General features: G+C 53.5%; 15 protein-coding genes and 2 tRNA genes. 2 read left to right on the forward strand and 15 right to left on the reverse strand.

Features of this window, described 5'->3' with window-relative positions:
- Window positions 1-14 precede the first annotated feature (14 nt).
- The 8 genes from pnp to ACMWJS_RS17140 form a co-directional block, all read right to left on the reverse strand.
- Window positions 15-2153, reverse strand: a complete 2139-nt coding sequence (gene pnp, locus ACMWJS_RS17105) for a polyribonucleotide nucleotidyltransferase (RefSeq protein WP_045910096.1) — start codon at window positions 2151-2153, stop codon at window positions 15-17.
- A 242-nt stretch (window positions 2154-2395) separates the two neighbouring features.
- Window positions 2396-2665 carry a 30S ribosomal protein S15 gene (gene rpsO / locus ACMWJS_RS17110; protein ID WP_003861789.1) on the reverse strand — a complete coding sequence of 90 codons (270 nt, stop codon included), beginning with the start codon at window positions 2663-2665 and terminating at the stop codon, window positions 2396-2398.
- Between the two features lie 154 nt (window positions 2666-2819).
- Window positions 2820-3770: a tRNA pseudouridine(55) synthase TruB gene (gene truB, locus ACMWJS_RS17115; protein ID WP_069719909.1), complete on the reverse strand. Its 951-nt coding sequence runs from the start codon at window positions 3768-3770 to the stop codon at window positions 2820-2822.
- Complete coding sequence (rbfA, locus tag ACMWJS_RS17120) at window positions 3770-4174, reverse strand: 30S ribosome-binding factor RbfA (protein ID WP_003024988.1); 405 nt, start codon at window positions 4172-4174, stop codon at window positions 3770-3772. The genes truB and rbfA overlap by 1 nt, the downstream gene beginning before the upstream one ends.
- An 89-nt stretch (window positions 4175-4263) precedes the next feature.
- Window positions 4264-6951 (reverse strand): translation initiation factor IF-2, encoded by a 2688-nt coding sequence (gene infB, locus ACMWJS_RS17125; RefSeq protein WP_274454285.1) that lies wholly within the window; start codon window positions 6949-6951, stop codon window positions 4264-4266.
- A gap of 24 nt (window positions 6952-6975) precedes the next feature.
- Complete coding sequence (gene nusA, locus ACMWJS_RS17130) at window positions 6976-8478, reverse strand: transcription termination factor NusA (protein WP_003861798.1); 1503 nt, start codon at window positions 8476-8478, stop codon at window positions 6976-6978.
- Between the two features lie 28 nt (window positions 8479-8506).
- On the reverse strand, window positions 8507-8959 hold the full coding sequence (gene rimP, locus ACMWJS_RS17135; RefSeq protein ID WP_014833432.1) for a ribosome maturation factor RimP: 453 nt from the start codon (window positions 8957-8959) through the stop codon (window positions 8507-8509).
- Window positions 8960-9166: 207 nt separating this feature from the next.
- Window positions 9167-9243: transfer RNA gene (locus ACMWJS_RS17140), tRNA-Met, on the reverse strand.
- A gap of 287 nt (window positions 9244-9530) precedes the next feature.
- Here ACMWJS_RS17140 and argG point away from each other — a divergent pair.
- Entirely contained in the window at window positions 9531-10877 is a 1347-nt protein-coding gene (gene argG / locus ACMWJS_RS17145) for an argininosuccinate synthase (RefSeq protein ID WP_014833433.1), read from the forward strand.
- Between the two features lie 186 nt (window positions 10878-11063).
- Here argG and ACMWJS_RS17150 read toward each other — a convergent pair.
- The 6 genes from ACMWJS_RS17150 to rlmE form a co-directional block, all read right to left on the reverse strand.
- Window positions 11064-11150, reverse strand: a tRNA-Leu gene (locus ACMWJS_RS17150).
- A gap of 9 nt (window positions 11151-11159) precedes the next feature.
- Window positions 11160-11492, reverse strand: a complete 333-nt coding sequence (secG, locus tag ACMWJS_RS17155) for a preprotein translocase subunit SecG (protein ID WP_023309338.1) — start codon at window positions 11490-11492, stop codon at window positions 11160-11162.
- Between the two features lie 223 nt (window positions 11493-11715).
- Entirely contained in the window at window positions 11716-13053 is a 1338-nt protein-coding gene (gene glmM / locus ACMWJS_RS17160; RefSeq protein ID WP_021242257.1) for a phosphoglucosamine mutase, read from the reverse strand.
- Complete coding sequence (gene folP, locus ACMWJS_RS17165) at window positions 13046-13894, reverse strand: dihydropteroate synthase (protein ID WP_262821035.1); 849 nt, start codon at window positions 13892-13894, stop codon at window positions 13046-13048. Before folP ends, glmM begins: the two co-directional genes overlap by 8 nt.
- Before the next feature lie 98 nt (window positions 13895-13992).
- A complete protein-coding gene (gene ftsH / locus ACMWJS_RS17170; RefSeq protein WP_032622921.1) occupies window positions 13993-15927 on the reverse strand; it encodes an ATP-dependent zinc metalloprotease FtsH in 1935 nt (644 codons plus the stop codon).
- Between the two features lie 102 nt (window positions 15928-16029).
- Window positions 16030-16656, reverse strand: coding sequence for a 23S rRNA (uridine(2552)-2'-O)-methyltransferase RlmE (gene rlmE / locus ACMWJS_RS17175; RefSeq protein ID WP_003861812.1), 627 nt, complete (start codon window positions 16654-16656; stop codon window positions 16030-16032).
- A gap of 127 nt (window positions 16657-16783) precedes the next feature.
- Between rlmE and yhbY the strand changes: the two genes are divergently transcribed.
- Window positions 16784-17077 (forward strand): ribosome assembly RNA-binding protein YhbY, encoded by a 294-nt coding sequence (gene yhbY / locus ACMWJS_RS17180; RefSeq protein WP_003861814.1) that lies wholly within the window; start codon window positions 16784-16786, stop codon window positions 17075-17077.
- Window positions 17078-17228: 151 nt separating this feature from the next.
- Here the strand turns inward: yhbY and greA are convergent, their stop codons facing one another.
- Window positions 17229-17705 carry a transcription elongation factor GreA gene (gene greA / locus ACMWJS_RS17185; RefSeq protein ID WP_014171793.1) on the reverse strand — a complete coding sequence of 159 codons (477 nt, stop codon included), beginning with the start codon at window positions 17703-17705 and terminating at the stop codon, window positions 17229-17231.
- Between the last annotated feature and the right edge of the window lie 195 nt (window positions 17706-17900).

Consider the following 17900-nt stretch of genomic DNA (forward strand, 5'->3'; position numbering starts at 1 on the left):
GGGCAAATGGCAACTTACTCGCCTTGCTGTTCTGCGGCCTGTGCTTCTGGCGCAGCAGCTGGCTGAGACTGCTCGGTTGCTTCTTTAATGCTCAGACGGATACGGCCCTGGCGATCAACTTCCAGAACTTTAACCGGTACTTCCTGACCCATCTGCAGGTAATCGGTCACTTTCTCAACGCGCTTGTCAGCGATCTGAGAGATGTGAACCAGACCTTCTTTACCGCCACCGATGGCAACGAACGCGCCAAAGTCAACGATACGGGTCACTTTACCTGCATAGACGCGGCCCACTTCGATTTCTGCAGTGATTTCTTCGATGCGACGGATCGCGAATTTCGCTTTCTCGCCGTCGGTTGCTGCGATCTTCACAGTACCGTCATCTTCGATTTCGATGGTGGTGCCAGTCTCTTCGGTCAGCGCACGGATTACGGAACCGCCCTTACCGATAACATCTTTGATCTTGTCTGGATTGATCTTGATGGTGTGAATACGCGGTGCGAATTCAGAGATATCACCGCGTGGCGCGTTGATAGCCTGTTCCATCACGCCCAGGATGTGCAGACGCGCACCTTTAGCCTGGTTCAGAGCAACCTGCATGATCTCTTTGGTGATACCTTCAATTTTGATATCCATCTGCAGCGCAGAGATACCGTCGCGGGAACCCGCCACTTTGAAGTCCATATCGCCCAGGTGGTCTTCGTCGCCCAGAATGTCAGACAGAACAACATAGTTGTCGCCTTCTTTCACCAGGCCCATTGCGATACCCGCAACGGCGGCTTTGATTGGCACGCCTGCATCCATCAGCGCCAGAGAGGCACCACACACGGAAGCCATAGAAGAAGAACCGTTGGATTCGGTGATTTCAGACACCACACGTACGGTGTACGGGAATTTGTCTGCTTCTGGCATGACTGCCAGCACGCCGCGCTTCGCCAGACGACCGTGACCAATTTCACGACGCTTCGGCGAGCCAACCATACCGGTTTCGCCTACGGAGTACGGAGGGAAGTTGTAGTGGAACAGGAAGCTGTCAGTACGCTCGCCCATCAGTTCGTCGATGATCTGTGCGTCACGTGCCGTACCCAGGGTCGCGGTAACCAGCGCCTGCGTTTCGCCACGGGTGAACAGCGCGGAACCGTGAGTACGTGGCAGCACGCCAGTACGCACATCCAGACCACGGATCATGTCTTTTTCACGGCCATCGATACGCGGCTCGCCTGCCAGAACGCGGCTACGAACAACGTTTTTCTCGATAGCATGCAGAATTTCGCTCAGCTCGTTAGCATCCAGCGTTTCGTCTTCAGCAACCAGCGTTGCGATAGTTTCAGACTTGATCACGTCAACCTGAGCGTAACGCTCCTGTTTGTCAGTGATGCGGTACGCATCGCTCAGACGAGATTCTGCCAGAGCTGCAACGCGTGCATTCAGCGCGTCGTTTGCTGCTTCTGGCTGCCAGTCCCAACGTGGCTTACCGGCTTCTTTCACCAGATCGTTGATGTTCTGGATAACAACCTGCTGCTGGTCATGGCCAAAGACCACAGCACCCAGCATCTGGTCTTCGCTCAGCAGTTCAGCTTCGGATTCAACCATCAGCACAGCGGCTTCAGTACCCGCAACCACCAGGTCCAGCTTACTTTCTTTCAGCTCTTCCTGAGTTGGGTTCAGTACGTACTGGTCGTTGATGTAACCGACGCGCGCGGCACCGATTGGGCCATTGAATGGAATACCAGACAGTGACAGGGCTGCGGACGCACCGATCATCGCCACGATGTCCGGGTTAACCTGTGGGTTAACGGAAACAACGGTCGCGATAACCTGTACTTCGTTAACGAAGCCTTCCGGGAACAGCGGACGAACCGGGCGGTCAATCAGACGCGCGATCAGGGTTTCGCCTTCGCTTGGACGGCCTTCACGACGGAAGAAGCCACCCGGGATTTTACCGGCAGCGTAGGTACGCTCCTGGTAGTTAACGGTCAGCGGGAAGAAGTCCTGACCTGGTTTAGCTTTTTTCTGGCCCACAACGGTAACGAATACCGCGGTGTCATCCATGCTTACCATAACGGCAGCAGTAGCCTGACGTGCCATCATGCCGGTTTCCAGCGTGACGGTATGTTGACCATACTGGAATTTACGAACGATCGGATTCAACAAAGTTCTGTCCTTTCTTAAATGTTTGACAGCACACCACCGGTGTGCTGTCGATTTGACCCGACCTTCTTCGCATCCTCGCGACTAATGACAACCAACACCCCCCTGGGTGAAGCCTCTCATTAGCCGCGCGAACCTCTGCAATGAAGATCATTTATAGCAACAATACAATAGTTTCCAGTGAATTGCTGCCGTCTGCTTGAAAAAAGGGGCCATCAGGCCCCCTTTTCTGAAACTCGCAAGAATTAGCGACGCAGACCCAGACGCTCGATCAGCGCGGTGTAGCGTGCAACATCTTTACGTTTCAGGTAGTCGAGCAGTTTACGACGCTGAGAAACCATACGCAGCAGACCACGACGGCTGTGGTGATCTTTTTTGTGCTCTGCAAAGTGACCCTGCAGGTGGTTAATCTGTGCAGTCAGCAGTGCAACCTGAACTTCGGTAGAACCGCTGTCGTTAGTACCACGACCAAACTCAGAAACGATTTTAGCTTTAGCTTCAACGCTTAGAGACATTTTCAAACTCCAAAGTATAAAGAATGTAAGGATGCCGATCTCTAATTCAGCAATCCCATGTACGCCCCGCAGATTGTTAAACAATTTACCAGGCGTTAAGCGGCGATATTCTACTCGTCTCCCCTGCTTATCGCAAGGTGAGCCGTTATCACCGTCACGCGTCGACCGGATATTCGACGACCAGACGACGCGGCGCAACGCGCCCTTCGCCATCCATTTCGCCCATCCCGATGAATTTCCCTTCGTCACCTTCGGTCACGCGCACCAGGCCTTCCAGCGGCGCTTCCGCCGTACGAACCGGGTTGCCGTTCTTAAAGTAAACGGACGATGTTAAAGGAAGATTAACAACCGGGAAGTCCGCAGCCGGACTGTCCATCGGCATCAGCAGCGGATCCAGCAAATCTGCCGGCGCGATCCCCTGCGCTTCCGCCTGTTCAACCAGCTCGCGCAAATGTTCCAGGGTCACCATCCGCTCCACCGGATACTTGCTCACCGCCAGACGACGCAGGTAAATCACATGCGCGCCGCAGCCCAGTTTTTCACCGAGGTCGTCGATGATGGTGCGAATATAGGTCCCTTTCGAACAGTGCACTTCCAGCTCCAGCTCATCGCCTTCATGGCGAATAAAGAGCAGCTCATACACGGTAATCGGACGGGCTTCACGCGGGACCTCAATGCCCTGGCGCGCATATTCGTAGAGTTTTTTCCCCTGATACTTCAGTGCCGAATACATCGACGGTACCTGCATCGTATCCCCACGGAAGCTCTCCAGCGCCGCATCAAGCTGCTCCGCGCTGAACGTCACCGGACGCTCCTCCACGACCTGACCATCCGCGTCGGAGGTATCCGTGCGCTGGCCCAGCTTAGCGATAACGCGGTAACGCTTATCGGAGTCGAGCAGGTACTGGGAAAACTTTGTCGCCTCTCCCAGACAGACCGGCAGCATGCCGGTTGCCAGCGGGTCGAGCGCGCCGGTGTGGCCCGCACGGTTGGCGTTATAAATACGCTTAACTTTCTGCAGCACGTCGTTGCTGGAAGCGCCCTGGGGTTTATCCAGCAGCAGCACACCATGCACGTCGCGACCACGACGACGAGGACGACTCATCAGTCCTCCTTGCTGTCGTCCGCCGGGTTAACACGACGCTCATCGTCATGTTTAACCACGCTGGTCACCAGGTTGGACATACGCATACCTTCGACCAGCGAGTTGTCGTAGAAGAAGGTCAGTTCAGGCACGATACGCAGGCGCATCGCCTTGCCGAGCAGAGAGCGGATGAAACCAGACGCTTCCTGCAGCGCTTTGATGCCGTTTTTCACTGCGGCTTCGTCCTGATCGTTCAGGAAGGTGACGAACACTTTGGCATAGGCCAGGTCACGGGACATTTCCACACCGGAAACGGTGGTCATCATGCCGACGCGTGGGTCTTTAATTTCACGTTGCAGAATGAGTGCGATCTCTTTCTGCATTTCCTGCGCTACGCGCTGAGGGCGACCAAATTCTTTCGCCATAATAAATTCTCCAGACAAAAAAGGGGCTAAAGCCCCTTTTTGAAATTATTGCCGGGTGGCGCGAGGCTATCCCGGCTTACAATCGGTAATTAAGCGATGGTACGCTGAATTTCGATGATCTCGAACACTTCGATCATATCGCCAACGCGAACGTCGTTGTAGTTCTTCACGCCGATACCACATTCCATGCCGTTACGGACTTCGTTAACGTCATCTTTGAAGCGGCGCAGGGATTCCAGCTCGCCTTCGTAGATAACCACGTTGTCACGCAGTACGCGGATTGGGTTGTGACGCTTGATGTTACCTTCGGTAACCATACAGCCCGCGATCGCTCCGAATTTCGGTGATTTGAACACGTCACGTACTTCAGCCAGACCGATGATCTGCTGTTTCAGCTCAGGAGACAGCATGCCGCTCATCGCTGCTTTCACTTCGTCGATCAGGTTATAGATGACGGAGTAGTAACGCAGATCCAGACTTTCGGATTCAATCACTTTACGCGCAGACGCATCCGCACGAACGTTGAAGCCAACCAGGATAGCGTTGGACGCAGCAGCCAGGGTTGCGTCGGTTTCGGTGATACCACCTACGCCAGAACCGATGATCTTCACTTTCACTTCGTCGGTAGACAGTTTCAGCAAGGAGTCGGAGATCGCTTCCACAGAGCCCTGAACGTCGGCTTTCAGCACGATGTTCACTTCGTGAACTTCGCCCTCGGTCATGTTGGCAAACATGTTCTCGAGTTTAGATTTCTGCTGACGAGCCAGTTTAACTTCACGGAATTTGCCCTGACGATACAGTGCCACTTCACGCGCTTTCTTCTCGTCACGCACAACGGTCACTTCGTCACCGGCAGCCGGAACACCGGACAGACCCAGGATTTCCACTGGAATGGACGGACCCGCTTCCAGCACTTCCTGACCCAGTTCGTTACGCATCGCACGAACGCGACCGTATTCGAAACCGCACAGAACGATATCGCCTTTATGCAGCGTACCTTCACGAACCAGAACGGTAGCAACCGGGCCACGTCCTTTATCCAGGAAGGATTCGATAACCGCACCGCTCGCCATACCGTTACGGATGGCTTTCAGCTCCAGAACTTCGGCCTGCAGCAGGATCGCGTCCAGCAGTTCGTCGATACCGGTACCCGCTTTCGCAGACACGTGTACGAACTGGCTTTCGCCGCCCCACTCTTCCGGCAGGATACCGTACTGGGAGAGTTCGTTTTTAACACGATCGGGATCCGCTTCTGGCTTATCGATCTTGTTCACGGCAACCACAACCGGCACACCGGCTGCTTTCGCGTGCTGGATAGCTTCGATGGTCTGCGGCATGACGCCGTCGTCCGCCGCAACAACCAGAACAACAATATCCGTCGCCTGAGCACCACGAGCACGCATAGAGGTAAACGCGGCGTGGCCCGGGGTATCCAGGAAGGTGATCATACCGTTGTCAGTTTCTACGTGGTATGCACCGATGTGCTGGGTAATACCACCCGCTTCGCCAGAGGCAACCTTGGTAGAGCGAATGTAGTCAAGCAGAGAGGTTTTACCGTGGTCAACGTGACCCATGATGGTCACTACCGGTGCGCGCGGTTCTGCCGCAGCACCTGTGTCACGGTCGCTCATTACTGCTTCTTCCAGCTCGTTTTCACGACGCAGGATAACTTTGTGGCCCATCTCTTCCGCAACCAGCTGTGCAGTTTCCTGATCGATCACCTGGTTGATGGTTGCCATCGCGCCCAGCTTCATCATCGCTTTGATGACCTGAGAGCCTTTAACCGCCATCTTGTTCGCCAGTTCGCCAACGGTAATGGTTTCGCCGATCACAACGTCACGGTTAACGGCCTGAGCCGGCTTCTGGAAGCCCTGCTGCAGAGCGGAACCTTTACGCTTGCCGCCTTTACCACCGCGAACAGCCGCGCGTGCTTCTTCACGGTCAGCTTTGGATTCAGCGTGCTTGTTACCTTTTTTCGCCGGACGCGCTGCTTTTGCATTACGACCACGGCCACGGCCGCCTTCTACTTCACGGTCGTTATCATCTTCAGCCTGACGTGCGTGCTGAGAAGTGGTCACGTGATAGTCGCTGGTGTCTTCAGACTGCTCAGCGGTATCAACACCGTTCTTCTCATTTTCTTCAGCCATACGACGCGCTTCTTCGGCGACGCGGCGAGCTTCTTCTTCCAGCTTACGGCGGGCTTCTTCTTCCGCTTTACGCTTCAGCTCGGCAGCTTCATTTTCACGGCGGGCTTTTTCAGCCTGGGCGGTTTTGGTCATTTCGTCTGTCTGTTGATTGCTCACTTTGTCTTTTTCCGCAGCGTCACGCTTCACTTTATCACTTGTGTCGCGTTTCGCTTTTTCTGCGGCCTCACGTTCAGCTTTTAATTCTGCTTCACGTTTGGCGGCTGCTTCCGCCTCACGCTGAGCTTGTTCTTCCGCTTCACGCTGTGCCTGCTCTTCCGCGGCAAGGCGTTCTGCCTCTTGCGGATCACGTTTTACAAAGGTGCGCGTCTTGCGGACTTCAATTTGTACCGATTTGCTTTTGCCACCGGTACCAGGGATGTTTAACGTGCTACGCGTTTTGCGCTGCAGCGTTAACTTGTCAGGCGTAGAGCCGTGTTCACGGTTCAGGTGCGTTAACAAGGTTTGTTTTTCTTGCGCGGTCACCGAGTCATCAGCGGACTTCGGGATCCCTGCATCAGCAAATTGCTGTACCAGGCGGTCCACGGAGGTCTGAATCTCAGCAGCCAGCGATTTTACAGTTACATCAGTCATGCTGTTCCTTCCTGCTACAGTTTATTACGCTTCGTCGCCGAACCAGCAAATATTACGTGCGGCCATGATGAGCTCGCCGGCTTTCTCGTCGGTTAAACCTTCGATATCAGCCAGGTCATCAACGCCTTGCTCAGCGAGATCTTCCAGCGTACAAACACCACGGGCAGCCAGCTTGAACGCAATCGCACGATCAAGACCTTCCAGATTCAGCAGGTCATCAGCCGGCTTCTTATCGCCAAGGCTTTCTTCCTGAGCCAGTGCCAGGGTGGTCAGTGCGTTTTTAGCGCGTTCACGCAGGGCTTCAACGGTTGGTTCATCCAGACCGTCAATTTCCAGCAGCTCTTTCATTGGCACATAGGCCAGTTCTTCCAGCGTAGAGAAACCTTCTTCAACCAGAACAGTGGCGAAGTCTTCGTCAATATCCAGGTATTTCGTGAAGGTATCGATCGCCGCATGGGCTTCAGCCTGATGCTTAGCCTGCAGGTCATCAACGGTCATGACGTTGAGTTCCCAGCCGCTCAGCTGTGACGCCAGGCGTACGTTCTGACCGTTACGGCCGATTGCCTGCGCCAGGTTGCCCGCTTCAACAGCGATATCCATGGTGTGTTTGTCTTCGTCAACAACGATAGACGCCACATCAGCCGGAGCCATTGCGTTGATCACGAACTGCGCCGGGTTGTCATCCCACAGAACGATATCAATACGTTCGCCGCCCAGCTCAGTAGAAACTGCCTGGACACGCGCACCACGCATACCGACGCAAGCACCGACCGGGTCGATACGCTTGTCGTTGGTTTTCACCGCAATTTTCGCACGGGAGCCCGGATCGCGAGCCGCCGCTTTAATCTCAATAACTTCTTCACCGATTTCCGGTACTTCGATACGGAACAGTTCTACCAGCATTTCTGGTTTAGAACGGGTCACGAAGAGCTGTGCACCACGCGCTTCAGGACGAACGGCGTACAGAACACCGCGAATACGGTCGCCTGGGCGGAAGTTTTCACGCGGCAGCATATCTTCACGCAGGATCACGGCTTCAGCGTTACCCGGCAACCCTTCGGATTTGATCTCCAGGGAGATGTTGTCGCGGTTCACTTTCTTCACCACGCCGGTGATGATTTCGCCTTCCTGATCGCGGAACTGATCGACAACCAGCGCGCGCTCGGCTTCGCGCACTTTCTGCACGATAACCTGTTTAGCGGTCTGGGTGGTGATACGGTCGAAGGTCACAGATTCAATCTGATCTTCAACGTAGTCACCCACGTTCAGACTTTCGTCTTCAAAACGGGCGGCTTCCAGCGTGATCTCTTTGGTCGGCTGGGTCACTTCTTCAACGATTACCCAACGACGGAATGTATCGAAGTCACCGCTTTTACGATCGATTTCTACGCGAACATCGATCTCTTGTTCGTATTTTTTCTTGGTTGCTGTAGCCAGTGCACTTTCCAGCGCTTCAAAAATCTTCTCACGCGGCAGTGATTTCTCGTTGGAGACGGCTTCAACAACAGCCAAAATTTCTTTGTTCATCGCGGGCTTTTCACCTCAATCCAGACTGTTAAAAGTGGGGAACCAGGTTCGCCTTCTGGATATTACTCAGCGCGAACACTTCATCTTTGCCTTCGACTGTCACCGTGATCATTTCACCATCAACGGCTTTGATAATTCCCTGCCATTTACGGCGGTTCTGTACGGCCATACGCAGAACGAGAGCCACTTCTTCACCGGTAAAGCGCACATAGTGCTCGGCCGTGAACATCGGGCGATCGAGGCCAGGTGAGGAAACTTCCAGGTTGTACGCAACGGTAATTGGGTCTTCAACATCAAGAACCGCACTCACCTGGTGGCTGACATCAGCACAATCATCAACATTGATGCCATCTTCACTATCAATATAGATGCGCAGCGTCGATGTACGGCCGCGAACGAATTCGATGCCGACCAGTTCGTAGCCCAGTGCTTCGACCGGTGCAGTAATCATCTCTGTTAATTTTTGCTCTAATGTGGACAAGCCCACCCCCAAGACATAAAAAAAGGGCGTAAAGCCCAGTTATTCTGTAGTCAGATAACAAAAAACCCCGATAAATCGGGGCTTTAGATAACTGAACCCTATAGCCACAACTGTGGCCTGGAGCACTTTCCTAAAGAATTTTTTCAAATCCAGCTACGAAGGCTCTAAGTCTTCACAGTATATTTGAAAAAGAACTTTATGGGAAAGTGGTTGCGGGGGCCGGATTTGAACCGACGACCTTCGGGTTATGAGCCCGACGAGCTACCAGGCTGCTCCACCCCGCGCCTGAAACGTGGCAAATTCTACGCGTTTTGGACAGAATTTGCAAATAATGCTGGGATTTGGTACCGAAGACGGGACGTAAAATCGGCGTTTAGTATATTGATAGTTGACCCCACCTGTCAAGGCGACTTCCGCCAGATCGATCAGACCAAAATTTTTACAAAAAATGCACGAGTCTCTTCCGGTCTTCGCCAAAAGATGATTAAATGAATACTCACTTATTTTGCATAAAAATGCACAAGAGAGCGAAAGCGGTCTCTAATCAGTCAATCAAGCAGGGTTTTATTCTATGACGACGATTCTCAAGCATCTTCCGGTAGGACAACGTATTGGCATCGCTTTCTCAGGTGGCCTGGATACCAGCGCTGCACTGCTGTGGATGCGCCAGAAGGGAGCGGTTCCGTATGCCTATACTGCGAACCTGGGTCAGCCGGATGAGGACGATTATGATGCCATTCCTCGTCGCGCGAAAGAGTATGGTGCTGAAAACGCGCGCCTGATTGACTGCCGTAAGCAACTGGTCGCGGAAGGTATCGCGGCGATTCAGTGTGGTGCATTCCATAACACCACCGGCGGCCTGACCTATTTCAACACCACTCCGCTGGGCCGTGCGGTGACCGGCACCATGCTGGTTGCCGCCATGAAAGAAGACGGCGTTAACATCTGGGGTGACGGCAGCACCTATAAAGGAAACGATATCGAACGTTTCTATCGTTATGGCCTGCTGACCAACGCCGAACTGCAGATTTATAAACCGTGGCTGGATACCGACTTCATCGACGAGCTGGGTGGTCGTCATGAGATGTCCGAGTTTATGATCGCCTGCGGTTTTGACTATAAGATGTCAGTCGAGAAAGCTTACTCCACCGACTCCAACATGCTGGGTGCGACGCACGAAGCGAAAGACCTGGAATTCCTGAACTCCAGCGTGAAGATCGTCAACCCAATCATGGGCGTGAAGTTCTGGGACGAGAACGTGAAGATCCCGGCAGAAGAAGTGACCGTTCGTTTCGAACGCGGTCATCCGGTTGCGCTGAACGGCAAAACCTTCTCTGACGATGTGGAGCTGATGCTGGAAGCAAACCGCATCGGCGGTCGTCATGGTCTGGGCATGAGCGATCAGATTGAAAACCGTATCATCGAAGCGAAAAGCCGTGGTATCTATGAAGCCCCGGGGATGGCGCTGCTGCACATCGCTTACGAGCGTCTGCTGACCGGCATTCACAACGAAGACACCATTGAGCAGTATCACTCTCATGGCCGTCAGCTGGGCAAACTGCTGTATCAGGGCCGCTGGTTCGATCCGCAGGCGCTGATGCTGCGTGATGCGCTGCAGCGTTGGGTGGCGAGTGCAATCACCGGTGAAGTGACCCTGGAACTGCGTCGCGGTAACGACTACTCCATTCTGAACACCGTGTCTGACAACCTGACCTATAAAGCAGAGCGTCTGACCATGGAGAAAGGTGAATCCGTGTTCTCACCGGACGATCGTATTGGCCAGCTGACCATGCGTAACCTGGACATCACCGATACCCGTGAGAAGCTGTTCAACTATGTTGAGAACGGTTTGCTGTCAGCCAGTTCAGGTAACGGCCTGCCGCAGGTTGAAAACCTGGAGCACAGCGATAAGAAATAATCGCTGATGTAGCATGCAAAAGGCGTCCCTAGGACGCCTTTTTTATTTGGGCAATCGTAGGCCGGGTAAGCGAAGCGCCACCCGCCATTTTGCCCGGTGGCGCTGCGCTTACCGGGCCTACGAAAAACAACACATAATCTACAGACGAAAAAAAAGACGTCTTTCGACGTCTTTCTTCTGGAATATTGGTACCGAGGATGGGACTCGAACCCACAAGCCCGTTAGGGCACTACCACCTCAAGGTAGCGTGTCTACCAATTCCACCACCTCGGTACAGAATACTTAGTGCGGGATATCGCTGGTTGGCTTAGCCGGTGCAGCTGGCTGAGTCTGCTCAGTTTTTGCTGGCGCGCTCAGGTTTTCCCACTCGCTTCCTTTGCTGGTCTTGTTGCTGTTGATATTGCCAAGCACCAGACTGATGATGAAGAACAGCGTAGCCAGAATCGCCGTAGTGCGGGTCATGAAGTTCGCAGAACCACTTGAACCAAACAGCGTACCGGAAGCGCCTGCTCCGAAGGAGGCTCCCATATCAGCGCCTTTACCTTGCTGCAGCATAATCAGCGCTACGAGAGCGATGGCTACAATAAGGAAAACAACTAAAAGAGCTTCGTACATAATCAACCTGTTCCTTGCGGATTTGCCGCATACCAATGCTTCGACCAATTAGCAGGATTTTTGTTTCCCACTGAAGCGGGTGTGAATACTAACCAAAGCGAATCACCTTCGCAAGGGCATTTTCGACGCATTGTATCAACTGCGGAAAAAAACAGCAAAAAGCCATTAATTGCTTAAAACAAAGGCGGCAAACGCCGCCTTTTTAAACATTTAGCGTGCAAGATTATGCAGCTTTTACGGCATCCGCAATACGGTGCGCAAATTCGGTTACCTGCGCTTCGTCTTCGCCTTCCACCATTACGCGGATCAGCGGTTCGGTACCAGACTTACGCAGCAGCACGCGTCCACGGCTGCCGAGGGCCGCTTCAACGTCAGCCATCACCGCTTTCACGTTCTCATTTTCCAGCGGGTCGCCTTTGCCGGCAGTGAAACGTACGTTGACCAGAATCTGTGGGAACATTTTCATGCCGCTGCACAGATCGTGCAGGCTCATATGGTTGCGCGCCATCGCGGCAACCACCTGCAACGCGGCCACAATACCGTCACCGGTGGTGGTTTTGTCGAGCAGGATCACGTGACCTGAGTTCTCCGCGCCGATACGCCAGCCCTTCTCCTGCAATTTTTCCAGCACATAGCGGTCACCCACTTTCGCGCGAACGAACGGAATACCGAGCTGTTTCAGCGCCAGTTCCAGGCCCATGTTACTCATCAGCGTCCCGACCGCACCGCCGCGCAGCTGACCCTGACGCAGACCTTCACGCGCAATAATGTAGAGGATCTGGTCGCCGTCGACCTTGTTACCTTCGTGATCAACCATGATCACGCGGTCACCGTCGCCGTCCAGCGCAATGCCCAGATCGGCTTTTTCTGCCAGAACGCGCGCCTGCAGGGCACGAACGTCCGTCGCGCCGACCTGCTCGTTGATGTTCAGACCATCCGGCTCACAGCCAATGGCGATCACTTTCGCACCGAGCTCGCGGAAGACATTCGGGGCAATGTGGTAGGTCGCGCCATTTGCGCAGTCCACCACAATTTTAAGGTGCGCCAGGCTCAGCTCATTCGGGAAGGTGCCTTTACAGAATTCGATATAGCGACCCGCCGCATCAACGATACGGTTCGCTTTACCCAGCTCGGCGGAATCAACACAGGTGATCTCTTTTTCCATTTCAGCTTCAATGGCTTCTTCCACCTCATCCGGCAGCTTGGTGCCATCAATAGAGAAGAATTTAATGCCGTTGTCGTAGAACGGGTTGTGAGAGGCCGAGATGACAATCCCCGCTTCCGCACGGAAGGTGCGCGTCAGATACGCGACCGCAGGCGTTGGCATTGGGCCTGTAAAAGAGGCGGACAGTCCAGCCGCCGCCAGACCCGCTTCCAGCGCGGATTCCAGCATATAGCCGGAAATACGGGTGTCTTTACCGATGATAATTTTACGTGAGCCATGACGCGCCAGAACCTTGCCAGCAGCCCAGCCGAGCTTCAGGACAAAATCAGGGGTGATGGGAGCATCGCCTACGCGCCCGCGGATACCGTCGGTACCAAAATACTTACGATTACTCATAGCGTTTGTTTTCCTTCGCTGCCAGTGTGGCTTCCACCACACGCATGGCTTCTACTGTTTCTTTGACGTCATGGACACGAATGATGTGCGCACCCTGCATCGCCGCAATCACCGCGCAGGCCAGGCTGCCGCTCAGGCGTTCGCTCGGGCCTACATTCAGCAACTGGCCAATCATCGATTTCCTCGACATCCCCACCAGCAGCGGCAGGCCAAAGTGATGAAATTCCGATAAGCGCGCAAGCAGCGCATAGTTGTGGGAGAGATTTTTACCGAAACCGAACCCCGGGTCGAGCAGCAATTTCTCTTTTGGGATACCTGCATGTTCACAGCGTTCGATATGCTCAATAAAGAAGCGGTTTACGTCGGCGAAGACATCGTCATACTTCGGCGCGTCCTGCATGGTTTTCGGCTGCCCCTGCATATGCATCAGGCAAACCGGCAGCCCGGTTTCCGCAGCCGCCTCAATCGCCCCCGGTTCGGTAAGTGAACGAATATCATTGATAATGTGAGCGCCCACTCTCGCTACTTCACGGATCACTTCCGGTTTGGAAGTATCAACGGAGATCCACACTTCAAACCGCTGCGCGATAGCTTCAACGACCGGCACCACGCGCGCCAGCTCTTCTTCCACAGACACGTCCGCCGCACCGGGACGCGTCGATTCGCCGCCAACATCAATGATGGTGGCACCCGCATTGATCATTAAATTCGCGTGCTTAACCGCCTCGATAAGCGTGTTATGCGTGCCACCGTCAGAGAAGGAGTCAGGGGTAACATTCAGGATCCCCATCACATGGGGATGTGAAAGATCGAGATGCGAGTCCTGAGCGAATAATTTCATGGCGAAATCCCTGATATCTAAATGGTTAAACAGAAATGAAAAACCCCGGAGCAAGCTCCAGGGTTTGAGTTACAGACAAACGCTTCAACAGCAGTGACTTACTTATCGCCCAACTGTTCTGACATGGTGTTGCCCGGGTTTGGCGTACGCGGTTCATCAACCGGACGCGGCGCACGCGGGGTGCCATTGTTGTCAGAGTTATTGGAAGCGCCTGGGTCTTCCCAGCCTGCTGGCGGACGCACTTCGCGGCGCGCCATCAGGTCGTCAATCTGCGGTGCATCGATGGTCTCATATTTCATGAGCGCATCTTTCATGGAATGCAGAATGTCCATGTTGTCATTCAGGATCTGACGCGCGCGACCGTAGTTACGTTCAATCAGCGCTTTCACTTCCTGGTCGATGATACGAGCCGTTTCATCGGACATATGTTTCGCTTTTGCCACGGAGCGGCCCAGGAACACTTCGCCTTCTTCCTCTGCATAGAGCAGTGGACCGAGTTTGTCGGAGAAGCCCCACTGAGTCACCATGTTACGCGCCAGGTTTGTCGCCACTTTAATGTCGTTCGACGCACCGGTAGAAACATGTTCCGGACCGTAGATAATCTCTTCGGCCAGACGACCGCCGTACAGGGTTGAGATCTGGCTTTCCAGCTTCTGACGGCTGGCGCTGATCGCGTCGCCCTCAGGCAGGAAGAAGGTCACACCCAGCGCACGACCGCGCGGAATAATCGTCACTTTATGCACCGGATCGTGTTCCGGCACCAGACGACCAATAATCGCGTGACCGGCTTCGTGGTAAGCCGTGGACTCTTTCTGCGCTTCCGTCATCACCATGGAGCGACGTTCCGCACCCATCATGATCTTGTCTTTCGCTTTCTCGAACTCCACCATCGACACGACGCGCTTGTTACCGCGAGCGGCAAACAGTGCAGCTTCGTTGACCAGGTTAGCGAGATCCGCACCGGAGAAGCCCGGAGTACCGCGCGCAATGATTGCCGCGTCGATGTCGGGTGCCAGCGGTACGCGACGCATGTGAACTTTCAGAATCTGTTCACGACCGCGAACATCCGGCAGACCGACAACAACCTGACGGTCGAAACGGCCTGGACGCAGCAGCGCCGGGTCAAGAACGTCCGGACGGTTAGTCGCCGCGATAACGATGATACCTTCGTTACCTTCGAAGCCGTCCATCTCAACCAGCATCTGGTTCAGCGTCTGTTCACGTTCATCGTGACCACCACCCAGGCCTGCGCCACGCTGGCGGCCTACGGCGTCGATTTCATCGATGAAGATAATGCACGGTGCTGCCTTCTTGGCCTGCTCGAACATGTCACGCACACGAGATGCACCAACACCCACGAACATTTCGACGAAGTCAGAACCTGAAATAGTAAAGAACGGCACCTTCGCTTCACCCGCGATGGCTTTCGCCAGCAGGGTTTTACCGGTACCCGGAGGGCCAACCATCAGCACGCCTTTCGGGATTTTACCGCCCAGTTTCTGGAAACGGCTCGGCTCACGCAGGTATTCAACCAGTTCACCGACCTCTTCTTTCGCTTCGTCACACCCGGCAACGTCCGCAAAAGTGGTCTTGATCTGATCTTCCGTCAACATACGCGCCTTGCTCTTACCGAACGACATGGCACCTTTGCCACCGCCGCCCTGCATCTGGCGCATAAAGAAGATCCAGACGCCGATAAGAAGCAGCATCGGGAACCAGGAAATGAAGATAGTAGCCAGCAGGCTTTGTTCTTCTGGCGGTTCACCTACCACCTTGACGTTTTTAGTCAGAAGGTTATCAAGCAGCTTAGGATCGTTCACCGGGATGTAAGTCGTGTAACGGTTACTATCTTTCTTGGTAACGTTGATCTCACGTCCGTTGATACGCGCTTCGCGAACCTGGTCCTGATTGACCTCCTGCAGGAAGGTAGAATAATCCACCTTGCGGCCATTCGACTCGCTGGGCCCAAAGCTCTGGAATACTGACATCAGCACAACGGCAATGACCAGCCAGAGTATTAGGTTTTTCGCCATGTCACTCAAGGGATTAACCTCATATTACAACTGTGTTAAAAACAGCGTCAGGATACTCTATATCCAGTTTCATTCAAACTTTCGTCTGAAATCTCCCGGTTATCATTTTCGCCCGGTCGCTACAATATACACTTCACGGGAACGGGCCCGGGAAGAGTCCGGCTTACGAACTTTGACCTTCGCAAACAGGGAGCGAATTTCCTTAAGATACTCCTCGAAACCTTCGCCCTGAAACACCTTCACAACAAAACTACCACCAGGCGCTAGTACATCACGACACATTTCTAACGCTAGCTCCACCAGATACATGGCGCGGGGGATATCCACCGCCGGTGTTCCGCACATATTTGGTGCCATATCTGACATGACAACCTGGACCTTACTGTCACCTACACGATCAAGTAACGCTTTCAGCACTAATTCATCACGAAAGTCGCCCTGAAGGAAGTCGACACCGACGATGGGATCCATTGGTAAAAGATCGCACGCGATGATTCGGCCCGTTCCGCCGATCTGCGTTACCGCATACTGAGACCATCCGCCAGGTGCCGCACCGAGGTCAACAACCGTCATCCCCGGCTTAAAAAGTTTGTCACTTTGCTGTATTTCATCAAGTTTAAACCAGGCACGGGAACGCAACCCCTTTTTCTGTGCCTGTTGAACATATTTATCGCTAAAGTGTTCCTGGAGCCAGCGGCTGGAGCTGGCAGAACGCTTTTTACCTGTCATTTAACATTTCCGTCCTGGTTCATCGTTGCTTGCCTGTGACGTAAATTTCTACGCAGCTATTTGGCGATATAAGGGAGATGGCGGTAGAATGAACCGTTTTCAATCCCAACGTAAGCAAAAATATACGATGAATCTGAGTACTAAACAAAAACAGCACCTTAAAGGTCTGGCACATCCGCTCAAGCCTGTAGTGATGCTTGGCAACAATGGTTTGACCGAAGGGGTGCTTGCCGAGATTGAACAAGCGCTGGAACACCACGAGCTGATCAAGGTGAAAATCGCCTCTGAAGACAGAGACACTAAAAACCTGATCGTGGAAGCCATCGTGCGCGAAACCGGCGCCTGTAATGTACAGGTCATCGGTAAAACGCTGGTGCTCTACCGCCCGTCTAAAGAGCGTAAAATCTCGCTGCCACGTTAAGGATATCCTGAATTAAACACATTTTCTGTGTGAAACGAGGGATTTCTGTCAGCAGGCGAGCAAAATGCCATGCTCCTTGAGTTGATAAAAGGCCGCTACGCGGCCTTTTTCTTTTCTTTACAATGTATCAACATCTTAGTCGAGAAGCGAATTACAGGTATTCAACCTTAATAATTTCGTATTCTACTTCACCGCCAGGGGTGCGGATGGTGACAACATCGTCCTGCTCTTTGCCAATCAGGCCGCGAGCAATCGGCGAGTTCACCGAAATCAGGTTCTGTTTGAAGTCAGCTTCATCATCACCCACGATGCGATAGGTCTGCTCTTCGTCGTTGTCCAGGTTCAGCACGGTAACGGTAGAACCAAAGATCACACGGCCATTATTCGGCATCTTAGTGATATCGATAACCTGTGCATTGGACAGCTTTGCTTCGATATCTTTAATACGCCCTTCACAGAAGCCCTGCTGCTCACGCGCGGCGTGGTATTCAGCATTCTCTTTCAGGTCGCCATGCTCGCGCGCATCCGCGATAGCGGCGATGATTTCAGGACGACGCACGGATTTCAGGAAATCCAGCTCTTCGCGCAGTTTTTCGGCACCACGTAAGGTCATCGGAATAGCTTGCATTTGTTATACCTCTTAAACATTCCTGTTGGGAGCAGTGTTCCCTGCTCCTGCCCCCCTTTAAGCGGGCAAGAAGCAAAAAGAAAACCGACCCGGGAGCGATGCCCCAGGTCAGCAGCAATTTTTCAATTTGATACGCATTTTACCGCGAAGTTCACTATGGGTCATCGTTTACTTTGCAGTGCCATGCACCGTAGT

Source organism: Enterobacter sp. HK-058-C-ECC (assembly GCF_047531125.1).
Lineage (GTDB): Bacteria > Pseudomonadota > Gammaproteobacteria > Enterobacterales > Enterobacteriaceae > Enterobacter > Enterobacter quasiroggenkampii.

What these genes read in the sequence shown, in the direction of transcription:
- rpsO (WP_003861789.1), bottom strand. Translation starts at nt 2,665, where the DNA reads ATGTCTCTAAGCGTTGAAGCTAAAGCTAAAATCGTTTCTGAGTTTGGT.
- truB (WP_069719909.1), bottom strand. Translation starts at nt 3,770, where the DNA reads ATGAGTCGTCCTCGTCGTCGTGGTCGCGACGTGCATGGTGTGCTGCTG.
- rbfA (WP_003024988.1), bottom strand. Translation starts at nt 4,174, where the DNA reads ATGGCGAAAGAATTTGGTCGCCCTCAGCGCGTAGCGCAGGAAATGCAG.
- infB (WP_274454285.1), bottom strand. Translation starts at nt 6,951, where the DNA reads ATGACTGATGTAACTGTAAAATCGCTGGCTGCTGAGATTCAGACCTCC.
- nusA (WP_003861798.1), bottom strand. Translation starts at nt 8,478, where the DNA reads ATGAACAAAGAAATTTTGGCTGTTGTTGAAGCCGTCTCCAACGAGAAA.
- argG (WP_014833433.1), top strand. Translation starts at nt 9,531, where the DNA reads ATGACGACGATTCTCAAGCATCTTCCGGTAGGACAACGTATTGGCATC.
- secG (WP_023309338.1), bottom strand. Translation starts at nt 11,492, where the DNA reads ATGTACGAAGCTCTTTTAGTTGTTTTCCTTATTGTAGCCATCGCTCTC.
- glmM (WP_021242257.1), bottom strand. Translation starts at nt 13,053, where the DNA reads ATGAGTAATCGTAAGTATTTTGGTACCGACGGTATCCGCGGGCGCGTA.
- folP (WP_262821035.1), bottom strand. Translation starts at nt 13,894, where the DNA reads ATGAAATTATTCGCTCAGGACTCGCATCTCGATCTTTCACATCCCCAT.
- ftsH (WP_032622921.1), bottom strand. Translation starts at nt 15,927, where the DNA reads ATGGCGAAAAACCTAATACTCTGGCTGGTCATTGCCGTTGTGCTGATG.
- rlmE (WP_003861812.1), bottom strand. Translation starts at nt 16,656, where the DNA reads ATGACAGGTAAAAAGCGTTCTGCCAGCTCCAGCCGCTGGCTCCAGGAA.
- yhbY (WP_003861814.1), top strand. Translation starts at nt 16,784, where the DNA reads ATGAATCTGAGTACTAAACAAAAACAGCACCTTAAAGGTCTGGCACAT.
- greA (WP_014171793.1), bottom strand. Translation starts at nt 17,705, where the DNA reads ATGCAAGCTATTCCGATGACCTTACGTGGTGCCGAAAAACTGCGCGAA.